The sequence below is a fragment of the Janthinobacterium sp. GW821-FHT03A03 genome, from assembly GCF_059421435.1.
In genome coordinates this window covers 64980-83361 of record NZ_JBWKUZ010000011.1, presented here as the reverse complement: position 1 = coordinate 83361, position 18382 = coordinate 64980, and the positions used below count along the sequence as shown (strand labels likewise).

General features: G+C 63.7%; 17 protein-coding genes. 8 read left to right on the top strand and 9 right to left on the bottom strand.

Features of this window, described 5'->3' with window-relative positions:
* Nucleotides 1-357: 357 nt before the first annotated feature.
* Nucleotides 358-1728 carry a nucleotide 5'-monophosphate nucleosidase PpnN gene (gene ppnN, locus AC07VI_RS19420; protein WP_086148386.1) on the top strand — a complete coding sequence of 457 codons (1371 nt, stop codon included), beginning with the start codon at nt 358-360 and terminating at the stop codon, nt 1726-1728.
* Nucleotides 1729-1971: 243 nt separating this feature from the next.
* Here ppnN and lysS read toward each other — a convergent pair whose 3' ends face one another.
* The 4 genes from lysS to AC07VI_RS19400 form a co-directional block, all read right to left on the bottom strand.
* Nucleotides 1972-3501, bottom strand: coding sequence for a lysine--tRNA ligase (gene lysS / locus AC07VI_RS19415; RefSeq protein WP_086148385.1), 1530 nt, complete (start codon nt 3499-3501; stop codon nt 1972-1974).
* Between the two features lie 28 nt (nt 3502-3529).
* Nucleotides 3530-4237 carry an HAD family hydrolase gene (locus AC07VI_RS19410; RefSeq protein WP_086148384.1) on the bottom strand — a complete coding sequence of 236 codons (708 nt, stop codon included), beginning with the start codon at nt 4235-4237 and terminating at the stop codon, nt 3530-3532.
* 2 nt (nt 4238-4239) lie between these two features.
* Nucleotides 4240-5344, bottom strand: a protein-coding gene (gene prfB / locus AC07VI_RS19405) for a peptide chain release factor 2 (protein WP_139143151.1) whose coding sequence is annotated in 2 segments (ribosomal slippage) — nt 4240-5262 and nt 5264-5344 — 1104 coding nt in all. Because the reading frame shifts where the segments join, the coding sequence is not laid out codon by codon here.
* Nucleotides 5261-5551, bottom strand: coding sequence for a hypothetical protein (locus AC07VI_RS19400; protein WP_492996399.1), 291 nt, complete (start codon nt 5549-5551; stop codon nt 5261-5263). The genes prfB and AC07VI_RS19400 overlap by 84 nt, the downstream gene beginning before the upstream one ends.
* On the opposite strand from AC07VI_RS19400, the gene AC07VI_RS19395 reads away from it, so the two are divergent.
* Together AC07VI_RS19395 and AC07VI_RS19390 are read left to right on the top strand one after the other, a co-directional pair.
* Nucleotides 5546-7588: a bifunctional 2',3'-cyclic-nucleotide 2'-phosphodiesterase/3'-nucleotidase gene (locus AC07VI_RS19395; RefSeq protein ID WP_492994650.1), complete on the top strand. Its 2043-nt coding sequence runs from the start codon at nt 5546-5548 to the stop codon at nt 7586-7588. The genes AC07VI_RS19400 and AC07VI_RS19395 overlap by 6 nt on opposite strands.
* Nucleotides 7585-8073 (top strand): tetratricopeptide repeat protein, encoded by a 489-nt coding sequence (locus AC07VI_RS19390; protein ID WP_492994648.1) that lies wholly within the window; start codon nt 7585-7587, stop codon nt 8071-8073. The genes AC07VI_RS19395 and AC07VI_RS19390 overlap by 4 nt, the downstream gene beginning before the upstream one ends.
* A gap of 9 nt (nt 8074-8082) precedes the next feature.
* Here the strand turns inward: AC07VI_RS19390 and AC07VI_RS19385 are convergent, their stop codons facing one another.
* Both AC07VI_RS19385 and AC07VI_RS19380 read right to left on the bottom strand, forming a co-directional pair.
* Entirely contained in the window at nt 8083-8496 is a 414-nt protein-coding gene (locus tag AC07VI_RS19385) for a hypothetical protein (RefSeq protein ID WP_086148054.1), read from the bottom strand.
* A 24-nt stretch (nt 8497-8520) separates the two neighbouring features.
* Complete coding sequence (locus AC07VI_RS19380) at nt 8521-9429, bottom strand: hypothetical protein (RefSeq protein WP_492994646.1); 909 nt, start codon at nt 9427-9429, stop codon at nt 8521-8523.
* 379 nt (nt 9430-9808) lie between these two features.
* Here AC07VI_RS19380 and AC07VI_RS19375 point away from each other — a divergent pair, with 379 nt between their 5' ends.
* From AC07VI_RS19375 to AC07VI_RS19355, 5 genes are all read left to right on the top strand, one after another.
* Nucleotides 9809-10966 carry an ABC transporter substrate-binding protein gene (locus tag AC07VI_RS19375; protein WP_076571165.1) on the top strand — a complete coding sequence of 386 codons (1158 nt, stop codon included), beginning with the start codon at nt 9809-9811 and terminating at the stop codon, nt 10964-10966.
* A gap of 85 nt (nt 10967-11051) precedes the next feature.
* On the top strand, nt 11052-11942 hold the full coding sequence (locus tag AC07VI_RS19370) for a branched-chain amino acid ABC transporter permease (RefSeq protein ID WP_086148052.1): 891 nt from the start codon (nt 11052-11054) through the stop codon (nt 11940-11942).
* A gap of 7 nt (nt 11943-11949) precedes the next feature.
* Nucleotides 11950-13893 (top strand): branched-chain amino acid ABC transporter ATP-binding protein/permease, encoded by a 1944-nt coding sequence (locus tag AC07VI_RS19365; protein ID WP_086148051.1) that lies wholly within the window; start codon nt 11950-11952, stop codon nt 13891-13893.
* A 10-nt stretch (nt 13894-13903) separates the two neighbouring features.
* Complete coding sequence (locus AC07VI_RS19360; protein ID WP_076571170.1) at nt 13904-14626, top strand: ABC transporter ATP-binding protein; 723 nt, start codon at nt 13904-13906, stop codon at nt 14624-14626.
* Between the two features lie 81 nt (nt 14627-14707).
* The gene (locus AC07VI_RS19355; RefSeq protein ID WP_492994643.1) at nt 14708-16849 is read left to right on the top strand and encodes a TonB-dependent receptor plug domain-containing protein; all 2142 of its coding nucleotides are present in this window, start codon (nt 14708-14710) and stop codon (nt 16847-16849) included.
* 3 nt (nt 16850-16852) lie between these two features.
* Here the strand turns inward: AC07VI_RS19355 and AC07VI_RS19350 are convergent, their stop codons facing one another.
* From AC07VI_RS19350 to AC07VI_RS19340, 3 genes are read right to left on the bottom strand one after another with little or no spacing between them, the layout of a single operon-like run.
* Entirely contained in the window at nt 16853-17173 is a 321-nt protein-coding gene (locus tag AC07VI_RS19350; protein ID WP_086148048.1) for a DUF2288 domain-containing protein, read from the bottom strand.
* 42 nt (nt 17174-17215) lie between these two features.
* Entirely contained in the window at nt 17216-17923 is a 708-nt protein-coding gene (locus AC07VI_RS19345) for an RES family NAD+ phosphorylase (RefSeq protein ID WP_492994641.1), read from the bottom strand.
* Nucleotides 17924-17925: 2 nt separating this feature from the next.
* Entirely contained in the window at nt 17926-18363 is a 438-nt protein-coding gene (locus tag AC07VI_RS19340; RefSeq protein ID WP_086148046.1) for an MbcA/ParS/Xre antitoxin family protein, read from the bottom strand.
* Between the last annotated feature and the right edge of the window lie 19 nt (nt 18364-18382).

Sequence of the window (18382 nt, the reverse complement as noted above, 5' to 3'; positions counted from 1 at the left end):
AACTCGGGAATAACGGCTTCCTTGTTGGGCGTAGTCGCACCGCTCATGCGGTTCCTCCTGAAAAATTATTATAGTCGATCGATAAAACAAACTTATGGAAGCCTGCGGGCGGCGGGGACTCTCATGAAGAACCTCACGCACGGGAATTCCAATAGGCTGGCATTCTAATCTACAAATTGCGCTGAGCGAAGATTTCGATTCGCATTAGCAAGAATGACTGTTTCATATTGGTCAAACCGGTTTGCGGGCAAGGACGGCCCCGGCGATTTTGCGGCGGCACAGCACAACTTGCCTGACTTGTCGTATATTGAGGGTGCAACATCTTCGAGGATCGATTTTTAAAGGATTTTTCGCATTATGGAACACGACGTTATCGATACTCTGGTTTCACCGGAAGGCCGCCTGGACGTGCTCTCCAAGACGGAAGTCAATAAACTGCTCGACACCAGCCAGGGCGGCCTGTACAACACCTTCCGCCGCTGCGCGCTGGCGGTCTTGAATTGCGGCAGCACCATCGACGATGGGCGCGCCCTGCTTGAGCGATATCAATCGTTTGAAATCTCCATCATCCAGCGCGAGCGCGGCATCAAGCTCGACATCAAGGGTGCGCCGGCCATCGCCTTTGTCGACGGCAAGATGATCAAGGGCATCCATGAGCATCTGTTTGCCGTCTTGCGCGACATTATCTTCGTCAGCGATGAAGTGACGGGCAACCCGAAATTCGATTTGCAGAGCACGGAAGGCGTGACGGACGCCGTCTTCCACATCCTGCGCAACGCCAACGTGCTGCAAACCCAGCTCAACCCGAATCTGGTGGTGTGCTGGGGCGGTCACTCGATCAACCGCGCCGAATACAATTATTCGAAGGAAGTGGGCTACCAGCTGGGCTTGCGCGGCCTCGACATCTGCACGGGCTGCGGCCCCGGCGCCATGAAGGGCCCCATGAAGGGCGCCACCATCGGCCACGCCAAGCAGCGCCTGCACAATGGACGCTACCTGGGCATCACCGAGCCGGGCATCATCGCCGCCGAGTCGCCCAACCCCATCGTCAATGACCTCGTCATCATGCCGGACATCGAAAAACGGCTGGAAGCGTTCGTGCGCGCCGGCCACGGCATCGTCGTCTTCCCCGGCGGCGCGGGCACGGCCGAAGAGATTTTGTATATCCTCGGCATTTTGTTGCACCCGGACAATGCGGAAATTCCATTCCCGCTGATCTTCACGGGCCCGGAAACGTCGCGCGAGTATTTCGTGCAGATTAACCAGTTCATCAGCGATACGCTGGGGCCGGAAGCGCAGCAGCGCTATAAGATCATCATCGACGACCCGGAACTGGTGGCGCGTGAAATGCTCGACGGCATACGCCAGGTGCGCGAATTCCGCAAGGCCCACAGCGACGCCTATTATTTCAATTGGCTCTTGAGAATCGACCACGAATTCCAGAAGCCGTTCCAGCCCACGCATGAAAACATGCGCAACCTGAGCCTGCACAAGAACCAGGCCACGCACTTGCTGGCGGCCCAGCTGCGCCGCGCGTTTTCGGGCGTGGTGGCGGGCAACGTCAAGGATGACGGCATCCGCTCGATCGAGGAACACGGCAACTTCGAAATCCACGGCGACAAGGACATCATGGGCCCGATGGATGCGCTGCTGGCGTCGTTCGTGGCGCAGCACCGCATGAAATTGGCAGGCACGGCGTATGTGCCGTGTTATACGGTTGTACAGTAATGTGACTGCCGGGATCAGACCCGCCGGGTCTGACCCCGGGTTTTGCCGTTGGGGTTAAAAAAAGCCGCCTGATCGCAAGATCAGGCGGCTTTTTTTGCCTTGAAGCATCGAACGCCTGAAAAGTCGTCGCGAGCAAATGGGAGTTGCGGCTAAGAAGCGCAACTGTGCTGGGCACGGGGCCGCCGAGGCAGTGAGCATCGCAGCCCGCAAATCGCGACGCGCAGCAGATTTTTCAGGTGTTCATCATTCTTCGCGGCGCAGGTGCGGGAACAGCAATACGTCGCGGATGTTCGGCGAATCGGTGATGATCATCATCAAACGGTCGATGCCGATGCCGCAGCCGCCGGCTGGCGGCATGCCGTATTCCAGCGCGCGGATGTAGTCGGCGTCGTAGAACATCGCCTCTTCATCGCCGGCATCCTTGGCGGCCACTTGCGCCAGGAAGCGGGCCGACTGGTCTTCCGCGTCGTTCAACTCGGAGAAGCCGTTGGCGATTTCGCGGCCCACCATGAACAGCTCGAAGCGTTCCGTGATGCCGGCCACCGTGTCGGAAGCGCGCGCCAGCGGCGACACTTCGACCGGGTAGTCGATGATGTAGGTCGGTTCCCACAGCTGCGCTTCAGCCGTCTCTTCGAACAGCGCCAGTTGCAGCGCGCCCAGGCCGGCCGTGGCGAACGGCTTGACGCCGAATTTTTTCAGCTCTTCCTTGATGAATTCGGCATCGTTCAGCTGCACGGCGGTGTAGCCTGGAGCGTACTTGTTGATCGCTTCGACGATGGTCAGGCGGTGGAACGGTTTTGCCAGGTCCAGCTCGCGGCCGCCGTAGGTCAGGGTGGCGGTGCCGTGCGCGTCGATGGCGGCCTGGCGGATGACGGCTTCGGTGAAGTCCATCAGCCATTTGTAGTCGGTGTAGGCCGCGTAGAATTCCATCATCGTGAATTCAGGGTTGTGACGGATCGACACGCCTTCATTGCGGAAGTTGCGGTTGATCTCGAACACGCGGTCGAAGCCGCCCACGACCAGGCGCTTCAGGTACAGTTCGGGCGCGATGCGCAGGAACATCTGCATGTCGAGCGCATTGTGGTGCGTGATGAACGGCTTGGCTGCGGCGCCGCCGGGAATCGTGTGCAGCATCGGCGTTTCCACTTCCATGAACTCGTTCTTTTCCATGAAGCGGCGGATCGACGAGATGGCGGCGGTACGGGCCTTGAAGGTGCGGCGCGTCTCTTCGTTCATGATCAGGTCGACGTAGCGCTGGCGGTACTTCGTTTCCTGGTCGGCCAGGCCGTGGAATTTGTCCGGCAGCGGGCGCAGCGACTTGGTGATCAGGCGCAGTTCGGTGACCTTGATGGTCAGTTCGTCCGTCTTGGTCTTGAACAGCGTGCCTTGCACGCCCAGGATATCGCCCAGGTCATAGTGGTGCAGGGCGGCCATGGCCGCTTCGCCGGTGAGGTCGAGCGTGGCGTAGATCTGGATGCGGCCGTCGGCCTTCGGGCCGGAAGCGTCCTGCAGGGTGGCGAAGGCGGCTTTCTTGCCCGCTTCGCGCTTGAGCATCATGCGGCCGGCCAGCACCACGTGTACGGGGTTTTCTTCCAGTTCCTCGCGCGACTTGCCGTCGTATTGCGCGTGCAGGTCGGCCGCCTTGTGCTCGGGGCGGAAATCGTTCGGGAAGGCGACGCCTTGTTCGCGCAGTGCGGCCAGCTTGGCGCGGCGCTCGGCGATGATCTTGTTTTCATCGGGGGCGGCGGCTTGTTCTTGGATATCCGTAGTCATGGTGTTCTTCTTGATTGATGATTGATGGTTATGTCGTTGGCGTGCCGGCGGCAAACGCTGCCGGCTGGCTGGCGAACAGCGCCTCGACATCGAGTTGGCTGAAATCCGGTGCGATGCAGATGACGTTGTCGAAGCCGGCAAATGCTGCGGCCGGCAGGGTGGTGGTCAGCACCACCGCCCGCATGCCGGCGCGGCGCGCCGCTTCCACGCCCAGCGGCGCGTCTTCGAAGACGATGCAGTGCTCGGGCAGGGCGCCGGCCAGCCGCGCGCCCTTGAGAAATACGTCGGGATGCGGCTTGCCCCGCTCCACATCCGAGGCGCCGACGATGGCGTCGAAACGCCGGCGCAGGTCCAGGCCGTCGAGCGTGAAGTCGATGTTTTCCGTCGGCGCCGCCGAACCGACCACCAGCGCCACCTGATTGTCGCGCGCGCTGGCCGTCAGGGCGTCGAAACCGGCGACGGTGGCCAGGTGCGGGCCATACATGTCGCGGTAAACGACTTCCTTTTCGGCCAGCAGGGTGACGTGGTCGGCATCCTCGCCCAGGTATTTGGCGATGATTTCGCGGCCATGGCGCCCGGCCGTGTCGCGGAAAAAGGCGTCCGCGTCCAGCGTCCGGCCCTGGCGTTCAAAGAACGCCAGCCACGAGCGCGTGTGGAAGGCCATGTTGTCGACGATCGTGCCATCCATGTCGAACAGGAAGGCACGCTGCGCCGGAGCCGGAGCGGAGGCGTTCATCCTTACACGCCTTGCTTGAGCGAGGCGGAGATGAAGTCGTCGATGTCGCCATCGAGCACGCCCTTGGTATTGCCCGTCTCGAAACCGGTGCGCAAGTCCTTGATGCGCGACTGGTCCAGCACGTAGGAGCGGATCTGGTGACCCCAGCCCACGTCCGTCTTCGAGTCTTCCAGCTTTTGCTGCTCGCTCATGCGCTTGCGCAGTTCATGCTCGTACAGTTTCGCTTTCAGCATTTCCATCGCTTCGGCGCGGTTGCGGTGCTGCGAACGGTCGTTCTGGCACTGCACCACGATGCCGGTCGGCGCGTGGGTCATGCGGACGGCGGAGTCGGTCTTGTTGATGTGCTGACCGCCGGCGCCCGACGCGCGGTAGGTATCGACGCGGATATCGGCCGGGTTGACGTCGATCTCGATCGAATCGTCGACTTCCGGATACACGAACAGCGACGTAAACGACGTATGGCGGCCGTTGGCCGAGTCGAACGGCGACTTGCGCACCAGGCGGTGCACGCCCGTTTCCGTGCGCAGGAAGCCGTAGGCGTGGTCGCCCTCGACCTTCAGGGTGGCCGTCTTGATGCCGGCTACCTCGCCGTCGGACTGCTCGAGGATTTCAACTTTAAAACCCTTGCGTTCGCAATAGCGCAGGTACTGGCGCAGCAGCATCGAAGCCCAGTCCTGGGCTTCCGTGCCGCCGGCGCCTGCCTGGATATCGATGAAGCAGTTGTTCGGGTCCATCGGATTGTTGAACATCCGGCGGAATTCCATGCTTTCGATGACCTTGCGGATTTCCTGCACGTCCTGCTCGATCGCTTCGAGCGTCTCGTCATCGCCTTCTTCGCGGGCCATGTCGAACAGGTCGCGGGTGTCGCGCAGGTCGGCATCGGCCTTGGCGAGCGTGAAGACGATGGCTTCCAGCGCCTTCTTCTCTTTACCGAGGTCCTGAGCGCGCTTGGGATCGTTCCAGACGGTAGGGTCTTCCAGCTCTTCGTTGACTTGCTCTAGTTTCTCCGACTTGACAGTGAAGTCAAAGATACCTCCGAAGTTCGGCTTCGCGGACCGTCAGGTCGTTGAGCAGGGCGGAGATGATATTGATGCGTTCGGCTTCCATAATGTTCTGGTCTTCTATGGTGAAATCAAACCCTGAATTATACGCGAGCGCGGCGCGTTTCCGCTGCCGCCGCGGCGCAATTGCCGCCGCGCGGGGTAATAAAATGACGTTTTTGCTGTATTTGCGACAATATTTTTGCCTTGATGATGGCGAGAGCGCTGCGTATGATGCTGGCGATATTGTCTTTCCAGAGGAATTCTCATGCACCAACCCTTGCGCCAACTCCCCCGTCTCGCCCTGCTGCCGCTGCTGCTGGCCGGCTGCGGCGCCTTGCCGCCCGCGGCCACCGGCCCGGCCCGGCCGCTGGCCGCGCCGGCGGGCAGCAGCGCCACCCTGGCCCTGCTGGAGACGACGGACTTGCATGCGAACGTGCTCAGTTATGATTACTACAAGCTGCAGGCGGAGCCGTCGATCGGCCTGGAACGCACGGCGGCCCTGATCGCCCAGGCGCGCGCGCAATTTCCGAACAATCTTTTGCTCGACAACGGCGACACCATCCAGGGCACGGCCCTGGCCGACTACCAGGCCTTGGTCAAACCGCTGGCCTGCGACCAGACCCTGGCCATCTACAAGGCGATGAACCTGCTGAAGGTCGACGGCGGCGGCATCGGCAACCACGAATTCAACTACGGCCTGGCGTTTTTGAGCCAGGTGACGGGCAACCGCTTTGACGTCGACAGCGTCGATGCCGGCAAGCCGCGCTGCGCCGGTCCCGCGTTCCCGCAAGTGCTGGCCAACGTCTACAGCGTCAGGACGGGCAAGCCCCTGTTTGCGCCATACCACATCATCGACAAGCAGATCACGGCCACCGGCCCCGATGGCAAGGCCATCGCCGCCACGGTGAAGGTGGGCATCATCAGCTTCGCGCCGCCCACCATCATGGCCTGGGACAAGCGCTGGCTGGAAGGGCGCGTCTACACGCAAGGCGTGCGCGAGACGGCGGAAAAATTCATTCCTGAGATGCGCGCGAAAGGCGCCGAGCTGGTGGTGGCCATTTCGCACGGCGGCCTCGATGACAGCCCGTACTCGCCCACCATGGAAAACGGCAATTACTACCTGGCGCAAGTGCCGGGCGTGGACGCCATGCTGATCGGCCATTCGCACCAGCTGTTCCCGAACGCGGCCAGCACGGTGCCGCAGTTTAATCTGCCCGGCGTCGACAAGGCCCGTGGCCTGGTCAACGGCGTGCCCACCGTGATGGCCAACCTGTGGGGCAAGCACCTGGGCGTGATCGGCTTCTCCCTGCGCCACGACGGCACGCGGTGGGTGATCGACAAGAGCGCCACGACGGTGGAAGCGCGCGGCATCCAGAACGCGGACAAAAGTTATGTCACTCCCGATCCAGCCATCGCCACACTTGTGGCGGAAGAACATGCTGCCACGATCGCCTATGTGCAGACACCGGTCGGCGCCACGGATTTCCGCATGTCGACGTATTTTGCCGACGTGGGCGACGTCAGCGCCATCGAAGTGGTGAACCAGGCGCAATCGAGCTATCTCGCCGCGTATGTGAAGGCGAACCTGCCCCAATACGCGCACTTGCCCGTGCTGTCGATGTCGTCGCCATTCAAGAGCGGCTCGGCCGGCGTGTCCGACTACACGGACGTCAAGGCGGGCAATGTGGCGCTGAACAACGCGGCCGACCTGTATCTGTATCCGAACGCGCTGTACGGCGTGAAGATGAACGGCGCGGAACTGCAGGCCTGGCTGGAGCAGTCGGCGCGGCGCTTCAATACCATCGATGTCAACAAGACCGAGCCGCAGGAACTGGTCAACACGGCCCACCCGAGCTACAACTTCGATACGCTCACCAGCGCCGACGTGCGCTACCAGATCGACGTCACGCAGCCGCCGGGCCGGCGCATCCAGGCGCTGAGCTACAAGGGCAAGCCGGTCGATGCCAGCCAGGAATTCCTCATCGCGACAAATAACTACCGCGCCAGCGGCGGCGGCAATTTCCCCGGCCTCGACGGCAGCAAGACGGTGGTGGCTTCGCCCGACAACAACCGAGAACTCTTGATCGCCTATGTGACGCAAGAAAAAAACCTGACGCGGGCGAAGAACGGCGCGGCGCGCAGCTGGACCTTCGCCAAAGCCGCCACCAAGGGCCCGGTGGTGTTCCACTCGGCGCCGAACGTGATCGACCTGGCCAGGGCGGCCGGCATCGATAACGTGACGCAGCTCAAGCTTGATGATGGCGCGGGCAAGGGCTTTGCGCTGTATCAGCTCGACCTGTCGAAATGAAGGCATGGTTGTTTGCCATCGCCCTGGCCGTATCGCCGCTGGCAGCGGCAGGGCCGGACCTCACGGCCCAGGCCAAGGTCCTGATGCGCGCGGGAGCCGCGACCCAGCCGCAGGCACGCATCCTGTTTGAACGGGAGGCGGGGCAGGGCAGCGGTGCGGCCGCGTACTACCTGGGCCTGATGTACAAGAACGGCATGGGCGGCCCGCAGGACGGCGCCGCCGCGCTGCGCTGGCTGGAACTGGCCGCGCAACGGGGCGTGGCGCCGGCCATGTTCATCGTGGCGAACATGCTGGCCGATACAGATGAAGCCCGGGCGCGCCGCTGGCTCGACGCCGCCTGCGACCTGGCATACCCGGAAGCGCTGCAGCAGAAATCCGTGGCCCTGGCCGAAGGGCGGATGGGCTATGCGCACAACGAGGCGCAGTCTTTCCTGTACCTGAAGATGGCCACGCACGCGATGGGGCACCGCCCGCCCGAACCCTGAGGCAGGCGGCTACGCCGCTTCGTCCTTTTTCGGCCTGGCCCGCAGGCTGGCAGCCGCCTCGCCGATGGCAAACGGGTCGCGCGACAGGATGGCCGCGCCCAGGTCGACCAGCCTGGCCGCCGCACCGATGGCGGCCTTGATGTCGGCGACGCGCTTGAGCTGTTGCTTGCCCCTGGCAATGGCGGCCTCGATATCGCCGCGCGCCTGCTGCGCCCCTTCGGCCGTCAGATAAATGCCATACGCGCGGAACAGGGCCACCATCTGGTCCAGGTGATTTTCATATTGCTCCAGCAACGCGCGCTCGTCCGGCGCCAGCGCCTCGCGTTCGCGGATGCGCAATTCCAGCACCAGGCTCGACGCCTGCGCCAGGCTGTCGGCGATGGCGTAGCTTTGGTCTTTTGTCAGTTCGGTCAGTGGGGCCATGGGATACTCCTGTGTGCGCGCCGCTTACCAGCGGGCTGGACCGTAGAAGACAGCCTGTTTTTGCAGCGTCTCGACGTGCTGCGAGAACAGCGCCAGCTGCCGCGCCAGTTCCGGCGCCTGCGGCTGGTCGAGATTGGCCCGCAGCGCGGCCACGCTCGCTTGCAGCGCGTCGACGGCGGCCACGTATGCGGCGACGATCTTTTCTCGGTCCTGCAGCTGCCGGCCTTCCAGGTGCAAGTGCGTGCGGATGTAGTTGGCGGCCAGCGGCTCACGCGGCGCGGCGTTGTCGACGGCGCCGCGCAGCTGCGCCAGGTCGCGCAATTCATCCTGCAAGCCGGCGCGGTAGCTGCGCTGCGCGTATTCCTTGAGCGCATCGCTGACGATGTTGACGGCTTCCTGCTCGTCGAGCAGTTCGCGCAGGGCCGACTTCTGCAGGCGCTGGGTGGCCAGGCGGCTCAGGTGCTCGCTGAGCTTGACGACCCTGGACAGCTTGTCCGCATCGAGCAGGGGCGCGCCGGCGCCGGGCTGCGCCAGGCCGCCCAGTGAATCGCCGAGCCCGGCAAACTCTTCCTTGTAGACGGGCAGCTTGTCATCGGCCAGCGCCGCCAGCGTGTGCGCATAGCGCAGCAGGACGTCGTTCAGGCCGGCAATCGACATGCTCGCCTGCGCGATCGCGGCGCAATCGGCGCGCGCCGCCTGTTCACTGGCTTGCGCATCGAAACGCTCGGCCAGGATCAAACGCTTGCGCATGGCCTTGTCCATGCAGCTGTGCACGCCGCCCGCGAGCATGGGTTCGAAGTGGAGCGACATCTTTTGCGTCTGCTCGGCGAAGCTGCGCACGGGCGCCAGATTGGTGGCGCAGCCGCCCAGCAGCAGGCTGGTGCTGGTGCAAAGAAACAGGGTGGAAATGGACGGGTTCGACGGGCGCTGCATATGGCCTCCATGCGGTAGCAGTGGCTGATTGGACCCGCGCGCACGCGCCGGCATTGCTGACCATAGCATTCTGGACAGTGTCGGTATTGCGCCAGATCAGCGGGCCGCGCAATTGCCGGGCCCGCCAGTTTGCCTGTCGCGTTTTGCCACAGGATTGTTGCCCGATGAAACAGGGGGGCGTCAATTTTCCGCATATTTTCCTTACAAAAGACTGACAGCGCGCAAGCAATCGGGGCTTTTATGCATGTTGCGACGCGTCATATGTAGTTGTTGCTGGGGCATGTTTACTCACCTACAATGATTTATCGATGGGGCGGTTATCCAGCGTACGACTATAAAAATAAGTGGCATTAAAAACGTTGTAACAGAGGAGATGACAATGAATTTGAAACAGAAATTGCTCGTGGCAAGTTTGGTTTTGGGTTTCTCGCAAGCGGCAGTCGCAGCCGACCCCATCAAGATCGGCGTGTCCGGTCCGTTCACGGGCGGTTCCGCGCCGATGGGCGTGTCGATGCGCGACGGCGTCAAGCTGGCCGTCGCGGAAATCAATGCCAAGGGCGGCGTGCTGGGCCGTTCCTTGCTGCTGATCGAGCGCGATGACGAAGCGAAGAATGAACGCGGCGTGCAGATCGCGCAGGAACTGATCAACAAGGAAAAGGTCGCCGCCACCGTCGGCTACATCAATACGGGCGTGGCCCTCGCTTCGCAGCGCTTCTACCAGGAAGCCAAGATTCCCGTCATGAACAATGTGGCGACGGGCTCCATCGTCACCAAGCAGTTCGCCGACCAGCCGGAAAACTACATTTTCCGCAATGCGGCCAATGACACTATCCAGTCCGGCATGATCGTGCATGAGGCGATCGAGAACCGCAAGTTCAAGAAAGTGGCGATCCTGGCCGATTCCACCAATTACGGCCAGCTGGGCCGCGAAGACCTGGAGAAGGCGCTCGACAAGAAGGGCATCAAGCCCGTCGCCGTTGAAAAATACAACATCAAGGACGTCGACATGACGGCCCAGCTGCTGAAAGCCAAGCAGGCGGGTGCGGAAGTGGTGCTGACCTACGGCATCGGCCCGGAACTGGCGCAGATCGCCAACGGCATGGAAAAACTGGGCTGGAAAGTGCCGCTGATCGGCAGCTGGACCCTGGCCATGGGCAATTTCATCGACAACGCGGGCAAGAACGGCAATGGCACGCGCATGCCGCAAACCTTCATCCAGGACGCCAGCACGCCCAAGCGCAAGGCCTTCATCGACGCCTATGTGGCCGCCTACAAGCCGTCGGGCGGCCGCATGCCGTCGGCCGTCTCGGCCGCGCAGGGCTACGATTCCATCTACCTGCTGGCCGCGGCCTTCAAGCAGGCGGGCGGCACGGATGGCCCGAAAGTGCGCGCCGCGCTGGAAAACCTGAATGAGAAGGTGGAAGGCGCCGTCACCACCTACAACAAGCCGTTCAGCAAGACCAACCATGAGGCGATCACGGCCGAGCTGACCGTGTTTGGCGAAGTCAAGGACGGCAAGGTCGTCCTCGCCAAATAATCCCGGCCGATACCTGCCGCGCCATGGCCAGCCTTGAGGAATCAGGACTGGCCATTTTTTTATCGACCGTCTTCCGGGGAATACCATGGAAATCTTCCTGCAGCTCGTCTTCAGCGGCATCGCGCTGGGCATGATCTATGCCGTCATCGCCTTCGGCTACCAGCTGACCTTTGCCACGTCCGGCACCCTCAACTTCGGCCAGGGCGAATCGCTGATGCTGGGCGCGCTCGTGGGCCTGTCCCTGGTGGGCACCATCCATGGCGGCCCCTACATGAGCTACCTGCTGATGATCCCCATCGTCATCGCCTTCGGCGCCCTGCAGGGCGTGTTCGTCGAGTGGATAGGCGTGCGGCCGGCCATCAAGATCAAGTCCGAATTCGGCTGGATCATGTCGACCATCGCGCTGGCCATCATCTTCAAGAACGTGGCGGAAAACATCTGGGGCAAGGATGACCTGACCTTCCCGTCGCCGCTGTCGGCCGCGCCGTTCAAGGTGCTGGGCGCGAACGTGCAGCCGATGCAGGTGGCCGTCATCGTCGGCGCGCTGGCCATCATGCTGGCTGTCGAGCTCTTCAACCGCAAGTCCATCTACGGCAAGGCCGTCGTGGCGACGGCCAATGACCGCGACGCGGCCGGTTTGATGGGCATCAATACGGGCATGGTCATCACCTTTTCCTATGCGCTGTCGTCGGCCACGGCCGCCTTCGCGGGCGTGCTGGTGGCGCCGCTGACCCTGACGGGGGCCACCATGGGCGCCTCGCTGGGCCTGAAGGCCTTCGCCGTGGCCATCATCGGCGGGCTGACCTCGGGCGTGGGCGCCATCGTCGGCGGCCTGATACTGGGCATCGCCGAGACGACCACCGGCTATTACATCTCCACGGGCTACAAGGAAGTGCCAGGCCTGCTGCTGTTGCTGCTGGTGCTGGCCGTCAAGCCGTCCGGCCTGTTCGGCAAAGCCGCGATCAAGAAAGTCTGAGGACCACATGAACAAGAAAATCACCATGCTGGCGCTGAGCGCGGCGGGACTGGCCGCGCTGGTGCTGTTCCCCGTCGTCATTCCGAATCCCTACTACATCCACCTGGCCGAGACCATCCTGATCTACGCCATATTGCTGTTCGGCCTGGACATCGTCGTCGGCTACACGGGACAGGTGTCGCTGGGCCACGCCGGCCTGTTCGGCATCGGCTCGTATGCCACGGGCGTGCTGGTGTTCAAGCTGGGCGTGTCGTTCTGGCTGGCCATCCCCGCCAGCATCGCGGGCGCGGCCCTGTTCGGCGCCATCCTGGCCTTGCCGGCCCTGCGCGTGACGGGACCCTACCTGGCCATGGTCACGCTGGCCTTTGGCACCATCGTGCAAATCCTGATCAACGAGATGAGCTTCCTGACGGAAGGCCCGATGGGCATCAAGATCCACAAACCCGTGCTGTTCGGCCACAAGCTGACGGAAATCGAGTACTACTACATGGTGGCCGCGCTGATGGTCATTTCGCTCGTCGTCGTGCACCGCATCCTGAAGTCGAACCTGGGACGCGCCTTCGAGGCGCTGCGCGACAGCCCCATCGCCTCGGACTGCATGGGCGTGTCCGTCTACCGCTACAAGGTCTACGCCTTCGTCATCAGCGCCGGCTTCGCGGGCCTGGCCGGCAGCCTGTATGCGTATTCGGAAGAATACATCTCGCCCAATACCTACAACTTCGAACTGACGATCTTGTTCCTGCTGGCCGTCATCATGGGCGGGCGCAAGACGCGCTCGGGCGCGCTGATCGGCGCTTTGATCGTCGTCATGCTGCCCAGCCTGCTGGCCGACATCGAGCTGTTCCGCAAGATCGCCGTGGCCGCCGCCGTGCTGGGCGTGATCGGCTCCGCCTTCATGCTGGCGAAAAAGCGCTCCACCGTGCGCGGCGTGCTCGTGCCGCTGGTCGCCACCATCGGCCTGGCCGCGTATTCTTACAAGCTCGACAACATGGTCGACTGGCGTTTGACCATCTTCGGCCTGATGACCTTGTTCGTCGTCTACTACCTGCAGGACGGCATCGTCGGCTTTTTGATGAGCTTTATCGGCAAGGGCCGGGGCCATGTGCAGGCCGTCGCTTCGCACGGCGTGGCGCCATTTGATCATGCGCAAGGGGGAGCGCAGGGTGCGACCCTGCTGCGCGTGGACCAGGCCCTGATGCAGTTCGGCGGCCTGAAAGCGCTGAACCAGGTGGACCTGAACGTCACGCAAGGCTCCGTGCACGGCTTGATCGGGCCGAACGGCTCGGGCAAGAGCACGATGATGAATGTGCTCACGGGCATCTACAAGCCGACGGCGGGCAAGGTCGAATTTGCGGGCGCCGTCATTTCCGGCCGCACGCCGTCCGAAATCGCCCTGGGCGGCGTGGCGCGCACCTTCCAGAACGTGCAGCTGTTCGGCGAGATGACGGCCACCGAAAACGTGCTGGTGGGCCTGCACAACACCTTCAGATCGACCATGCTGGACGTGATGCTGCACACGCCGCGCTATAAGCGCGAAGAGGCGGCCGCGCGCGAGCGGGCCGCCAGCATCCTCGAGTTCGTCGGCCTGGCCGACCTGGCCAACGAAGAGGCGCGCAATTTGCCGTACGGCAAGCAGCGGCTGCTGGAAATCGGCCGCGCGCTGGGCCTCAACCCGCGCCTGCTGCTGCTCGACGAGCCGGCGGCGGGCCTGACGGCGCCCGACATCAAGGAGCTGATGGCCATCATCCGCAAGATCCGCGAGCACGGCATCACCATCATCCTGATCGAGCACCACATGGACGTGGTGATGGCCCTGTCGGACGTGGTGACGGTGCTCGATTTCGGCCAGAAGATCGCCGAAGGCGCGCCCGCGCTTGTCCAGAGCGATCCGAAAGTGATCGAAGCCTACCTGGGCGGCAGCGCCGACACCCTGAGCCCTGCGGCCCACTGAGAGGAAGACCATGCTGACCATTAACAATCTGCACGCCGCCTACGGCAAAGTCGAAGTCCTGCACGGCATTTCGCTGGAAGTCCCGAAAGGCAAGCTGGTGACCCTGATCGGCTCGAACGGCGCCGGCAAGACCACCACCATGCGCGCCATTTCCGGCATGCTCAAACCGAAATCGGGCAGCGTCACGCTGGGCGGCAAGGACGTCACGGGCCTCGACTCGCACCGCATCGCGCGCGCCGGCCTGGCCCACTCGCCGGAAGGCCGGCGCGTGTTCGCCTCGATGTCGGTGACGGACAACCTGCTGCTGGGCGCCTTTCCCCGCTTTACGCGCGCGCGCCCGAAAGGCGACATCAAGGGCGATTTGGACAAGGCGCTGGAGCTGTTTCCCCGCCTGAAGGAGCGGCGCGACCAGCTGGCCGGCACCTTGTCGGGCGGCGAGCAGCAGATGCTGGCCATGGCCCGCGCCGTGATGCTGAACCCGGAAGTGATCCTGCTGGACGAGCCGTCGATGGGCCTGGCGCCGATCCTGGTGGAAGAAGTCTTCCGCATCATCACGCGCCTGAAGGCCGAGGGCGTGACCATGCTGCTGGTCGAGCAATTCGCCGCCGCCGCCCTGAACGTGGCCGATTACGGCTACGTGCTGGAAAACGGCAGCATTTCCGTGCACGGCCCGGCCGAGAGCCTGAAAACGGATCCGAAGGTGATCGCAGCGTATCTGGGGGGAGGGCACTGAGGCGGGCTGGCAATGCGCTTGCTGCGTATTATCAAATCCTCTACACTGCGCTCTTCATTTTCGCAGTGTAGAAAAGGTCCCATGCGCAGCGCCAGCCCGATTTCCGTGGTTTTCCCCTCGCTTTTTTCGCTGATCTCGCCAGCGGCTGCCTGCGCCGGGGAGGCGCCGCTGCAGAAAGTTGAAATTTCGGCCGCCAGCGGCCTGCAGCAGCGGCGCGACGATACGGCCGCGAAAATCATCGTCAGCCGCGACGACCTGGTTCAATATGGCGACGGCAGCCTGGCCGCGGCCCTGAAGCGCCAGCCCGGCGTGTCCGTCGTCGGCGGCGAGGTGCGCATGCGCGGCCTGGGCACCGGCTACACGCAAATGCTGATCAACGGCGACCCCGCGCCACCGGGTTTTTCCATCGAATCGATCGCCCCTGAGATGATCGAGCGCATCGAGATCCTGCGCAGCGCGACGGCCGAACACAGCATGCAGGCCGTCGCCGGCAGCATCAACGTTGTCTTACGCAAGGGCGCCAGCGGCGCCGAGCGCGAATGGAAACTGGGCGCGGGCCGGCAGGATGGCCGCTGGCAGCCTGCTGCATCGCTGCGCGTGGCCGACAAGCTGCCCGGTTTCGCCTACTCGCTGACGGGGGCGGTCGAGCGCACGGCCGATGACGTGGCGGGCGGCACGACTGAAACGACGTCCGGACCGGCCGGCACGCCGCTGGCGCTGCGGGACACGCGCACGCGCAATGCCTCGTCCGTCAACAAGGCCAGCCTGACGCCGCGCCTGCACTGGACCCTGGACAAGGGCGACGCCATCACCTGGCAAAGCTTGCTGGACTGGTATCGCGCGGGTTTTGACGGCGTGGCCAGCGAAACGGTCTTGCTGGGCATGCCCACGGCGTATCCGCGCAATGGCGCCACCTCGCGAGCGAGCGTGTTTTCCGCGCGCAGCGACGTCAGCTGGACGCATGAGCTGGGGGCCGCGGGCAAGCTGACGGCCAAACTGGGCGTCAACCACAACCGGCGCGACACGGATTACGCGTTTCATGGCGCGGCGGCCGATGACGCGCCTCTGCTGCTGCGCGGCGTGGTCTCCGACGCCATCGACGACAGCGTCAACAGCAGCGGCAAATACCTGGGCCGGCTGGGCGGCGGGCACGCCCTGAGCCTGGGCTGGGACGGCAGCCTGATACGCCGCAGCGAATCGCGCCGCCAGCGCGACACCTATCTTGCCGGTGGCGCGCCGTACGCGCTCGATGAAGACTACACTGCCGACGTGCGGCGCCTGGCCCTGTATGCGCAGGATGAATGGGACGTGACGCCGCGCCTGCAAATGTATGCGGGCGTGCGCTGGGAAGGCTTGCAGACGGCGACCGAGGGCCGCACCCTGAGCGAGGTGCGCACGCGGGCCAAGGTCTGGAGCCCCGTGGCGCAGCTGCTGTGGAAGCTGCCGGAGCAGGAACGCGACCAGTTGCGGCTGGCGCTGGCGCGCACCTACAAGGCGCCCGCCACGCGCAATCTGGTGCCGCGCCGTTACACCATTAACAATGGCAACAGCGCCAACAATCCCGATTTCCAGGGCAATCCCGACCTGCGCCCGGAACTGGCGTGGGGGCTGGACGCGGCCTGGGAAAGTTATTTCGGCAAGAGCGGCTTGGCCAGCCTGTCGGGCTACGCGCGGCGCATCAGCGACGTCACCGTGCAGCGCTTGTTCCAGCGCGATGGCATCTGGACGGCCAGCCCGTTCAACAACGGCACGGCCACGGTGCGCGGCATCGAGATGGATATGAAGTTCCCCCTGCGGACCTGGTGGGCGCAGGCGCCCGACATCGACGTGCGCGCCAATGCGGGGCGCAACTGGTCGAGCGTCGCCGCCGTGCCGGGTCCCGGCAACCGCCTGGCCAGCCAGCTGCCGGCCACGCTGAACCTGGGACTCGATTACCGGCTCTCGCCGGGGATGAGCATGGGCGGCAATCTGCACGTGCAGACGGGCGGCCTGGCGCGGCTCGATGCGCATGCCAGCAGCCATGCGGGCGTGCGGCGCACGCTGGACGCGTATGCGTTGTGGCAGCCGGACGAGAAGACGCGCGTGCGCCTGTCGGCGGCCAACCTGCTGCGCGAGCAGCAGCTGCAAGGGCAATCCTACGTCGATGAGGTGGGCCGCAGCGACAGCGTGACGCGCCTGAACGGCAGCGCGTCGCTGCGCCTGATGGTCGAGCGCAGCCTGTAAATATCAGTGTCTGGTCGGCTTTTCCTGCTGCACCAGAATGAACGGGCTGACGACGACGGCCCACAGGGACGCATCGGCCGCCTGCCACGCCAGCGCCTGCTGGTCGGACACCTTGGCCACTTTACCGTCGGCCATCCATTGCGTGATGGTGGCCTTGTCGTCGTGCGAGATGCGCACGGCCACTTCGACCAGGTCCAGTTCATTGGCGACCCAGACGACATTGCCCTGGGCGAAGTGCTTTTCCAGCTCGCTCCAGGCCAGGCGGGCCGTTTCGCTGTTCACTTTGAGGCGCAGTTCGGTGTCTTTTTCAGGATTGGTTTGCATATGAGATCAAGTTGCGGTGAGTCGGGTGCCGCTGCGCGCGGTCTATTTGCCTGGCAAGGCTTCCACGCGCGGCGTCGGCGTACCGCGCCATGTTAACCGATAGGCGGCGCCTTTGCGAACATTGCCCACCAGGGCAGGGCGGAAGCAGGCCAGGTTGATGCCGCCGGCGTGCCGCACGCTGGGGAAGATGACGCCCATGGAACCGGCGTCGAGCAGGATGGCGGCCAGGTCCTGCGAGGCGATGTAGCTGGCCGGGTCCAGGCAGGCCTGGTAGCGTTCCTGGCCGCGCAAGTCGTGGAAGCTGGCGGAAAAATCGGCCAGCAGCGACTGGTAGCTGACGCTGTCGTCGAAATAATCGATTTCCTGGTATTCCACGGTCTTGTGGAAAATGATCTCGGCCAGCGCCGTTTTCATGTCGAAGGCGCAATACCAGGCGCCCCGCTCGCCATCGTTGAAGCGCGCCCCTTCCGGGCGGGCATACGTGTAGGCGGCGTTAATGATGCGAAAGTGCGGCACGCCAAAAACCAGCTCGTCCACGCCAATTCCTGGCGCGCCGCCGTACTCGGCCACCAGGCGCGCATTCGTCGCGTTATCGAGCTCGAACAGCTCGCGCAGGTGATCGTCGTTCTCGGCCAAGGGCGCCAGCACGGAGTCTTCCATGTCGGCGAAGCGCGAGGGAATCAAACGGCAGGTGTCGATCTGGCGCAAGGCGGCCAGCGGCGGCAGAGGGGCATGCGGGGCGGCCGGCACGTTTAAAGCCCTCCGCGGCGCGCATCGAGCAGCTTGCGCACCGTCTGCATGGCGAGCAGGCCGCCGGCCAGCATCTGCGACAGGGGCGTGCGGCCGCCGAAGACGGGATTCTTGTTGGGCAGGCTCACCCATTCATCGGCCAGCTTGTCGCCGTACAGGATGTGCAGCGCTTTATAAATGCCCAGCAGGTAGGAAATGCGCGTGATGCGGTCCACTTCCAGCACGCGGTCCGGGTGCTTCTTCCATTCGTACCAGGCGCTGCTGGACAGGCCGCCCAGCAATTCGCGCGCATCGTCGTCGCGCAGCTTCCACGCGGCGGCCAGCTTGAAAAAGCCCTTCAATGCCGCCTGCGACAAGCGCTCGCGCTCGGCTTTGGCGTTCAGGTCGACGAGGATGGCCGGTTCGAAGCGGCTCTTGGGGTAGGCGTAGGCGAGATTCATGGCGTGTCCTTCATTAAAA

Bases quoted from the DNA above. Each gene is read 5' to 3' on its own strand.
- AC07VI_RS19375 (WP_076571165.1), top strand. From the start codon at position 9,809: ATGAATTTGAAACAGAAATTGCTCGTGGCAAGTTTGGTTTTGGGTTTC.
- ppnN (WP_086148386.1), top strand. From the start codon at position 358: ATGGAACACGACGTTATCGATACTCTGGTTTCACCGGAAGGCCGCCTG.
- AC07VI_RS19350 (WP_086148048.1), bottom strand. From the start codon at position 17,173: ATGCAAACCAATCCTGAAAAAGACACCGAACTGCGCCTCAAAGTGAAC.
- lysS (WP_086148385.1), bottom strand. From the start codon at position 3,501: ATGACTACGGATATCCAAGAACAAGCCGCCGCCCCCGATGAAAACAAG.
- AC07VI_RS19380 (WP_492994646.1), bottom strand. From the start codon at position 9,429: ATGCAGCGCCCGTCGAACCCGTCCATTTCCACCCTGTTTCTTTGCACC.
- AC07VI_RS19340 (WP_086148046.1), bottom strand. From the start codon at position 18,363: ATGAATCTCGCCTACGCCTACCCCAAGAGCCGCTTCGAACCGGCCATC.
- AC07VI_RS19385 (WP_086148054.1), bottom strand. From the start codon at position 8,496: ATGGCCCCACTGACCGAACTGACAAAAGACCAAAGCTACGCCATCGCC.
- AC07VI_RS19370 (WP_086148052.1), top strand. From the start codon at position 11,052: ATGGAAATCTTCCTGCAGCTCGTCTTCAGCGGCATCGCGCTGGGCATG.
- AC07VI_RS19360 (WP_076571170.1), top strand. From the start codon at position 13,904: ATGCTGACCATTAACAATCTGCACGCCGCCTACGGCAAAGTCGAAGTC.
- AC07VI_RS19410 (WP_086148384.1), bottom strand. From the start codon at position 4,237: ATGAACGCCTCCGCTCCGGCTCCGGCGCAGCGTGCCTTCCTGTTCGAC.
- AC07VI_RS19395 (WP_492994650.1), top strand. From the start codon at position 5,546: ATGCACCAACCCTTGCGCCAACTCCCCCGTCTCGCCCTGCTGCCGCTG.
- AC07VI_RS19365 (WP_086148051.1), top strand. From the start codon at position 11,950: ATGAACAAGAAAATCACCATGCTGGCGCTGAGCGCGGCGGGACTGGCC.
- AC07VI_RS19390 (WP_492994648.1), top strand. From the start codon at position 7,585: ATGAAGGCATGGTTGTTTGCCATCGCCCTGGCCGTATCGCCGCTGGCA.
- AC07VI_RS19355 (WP_492994643.1), top strand. From the start codon at position 14,708: ATGCGCAGCGCCAGCCCGATTTCCGTGGTTTTCCCCTCGCTTTTTTCG.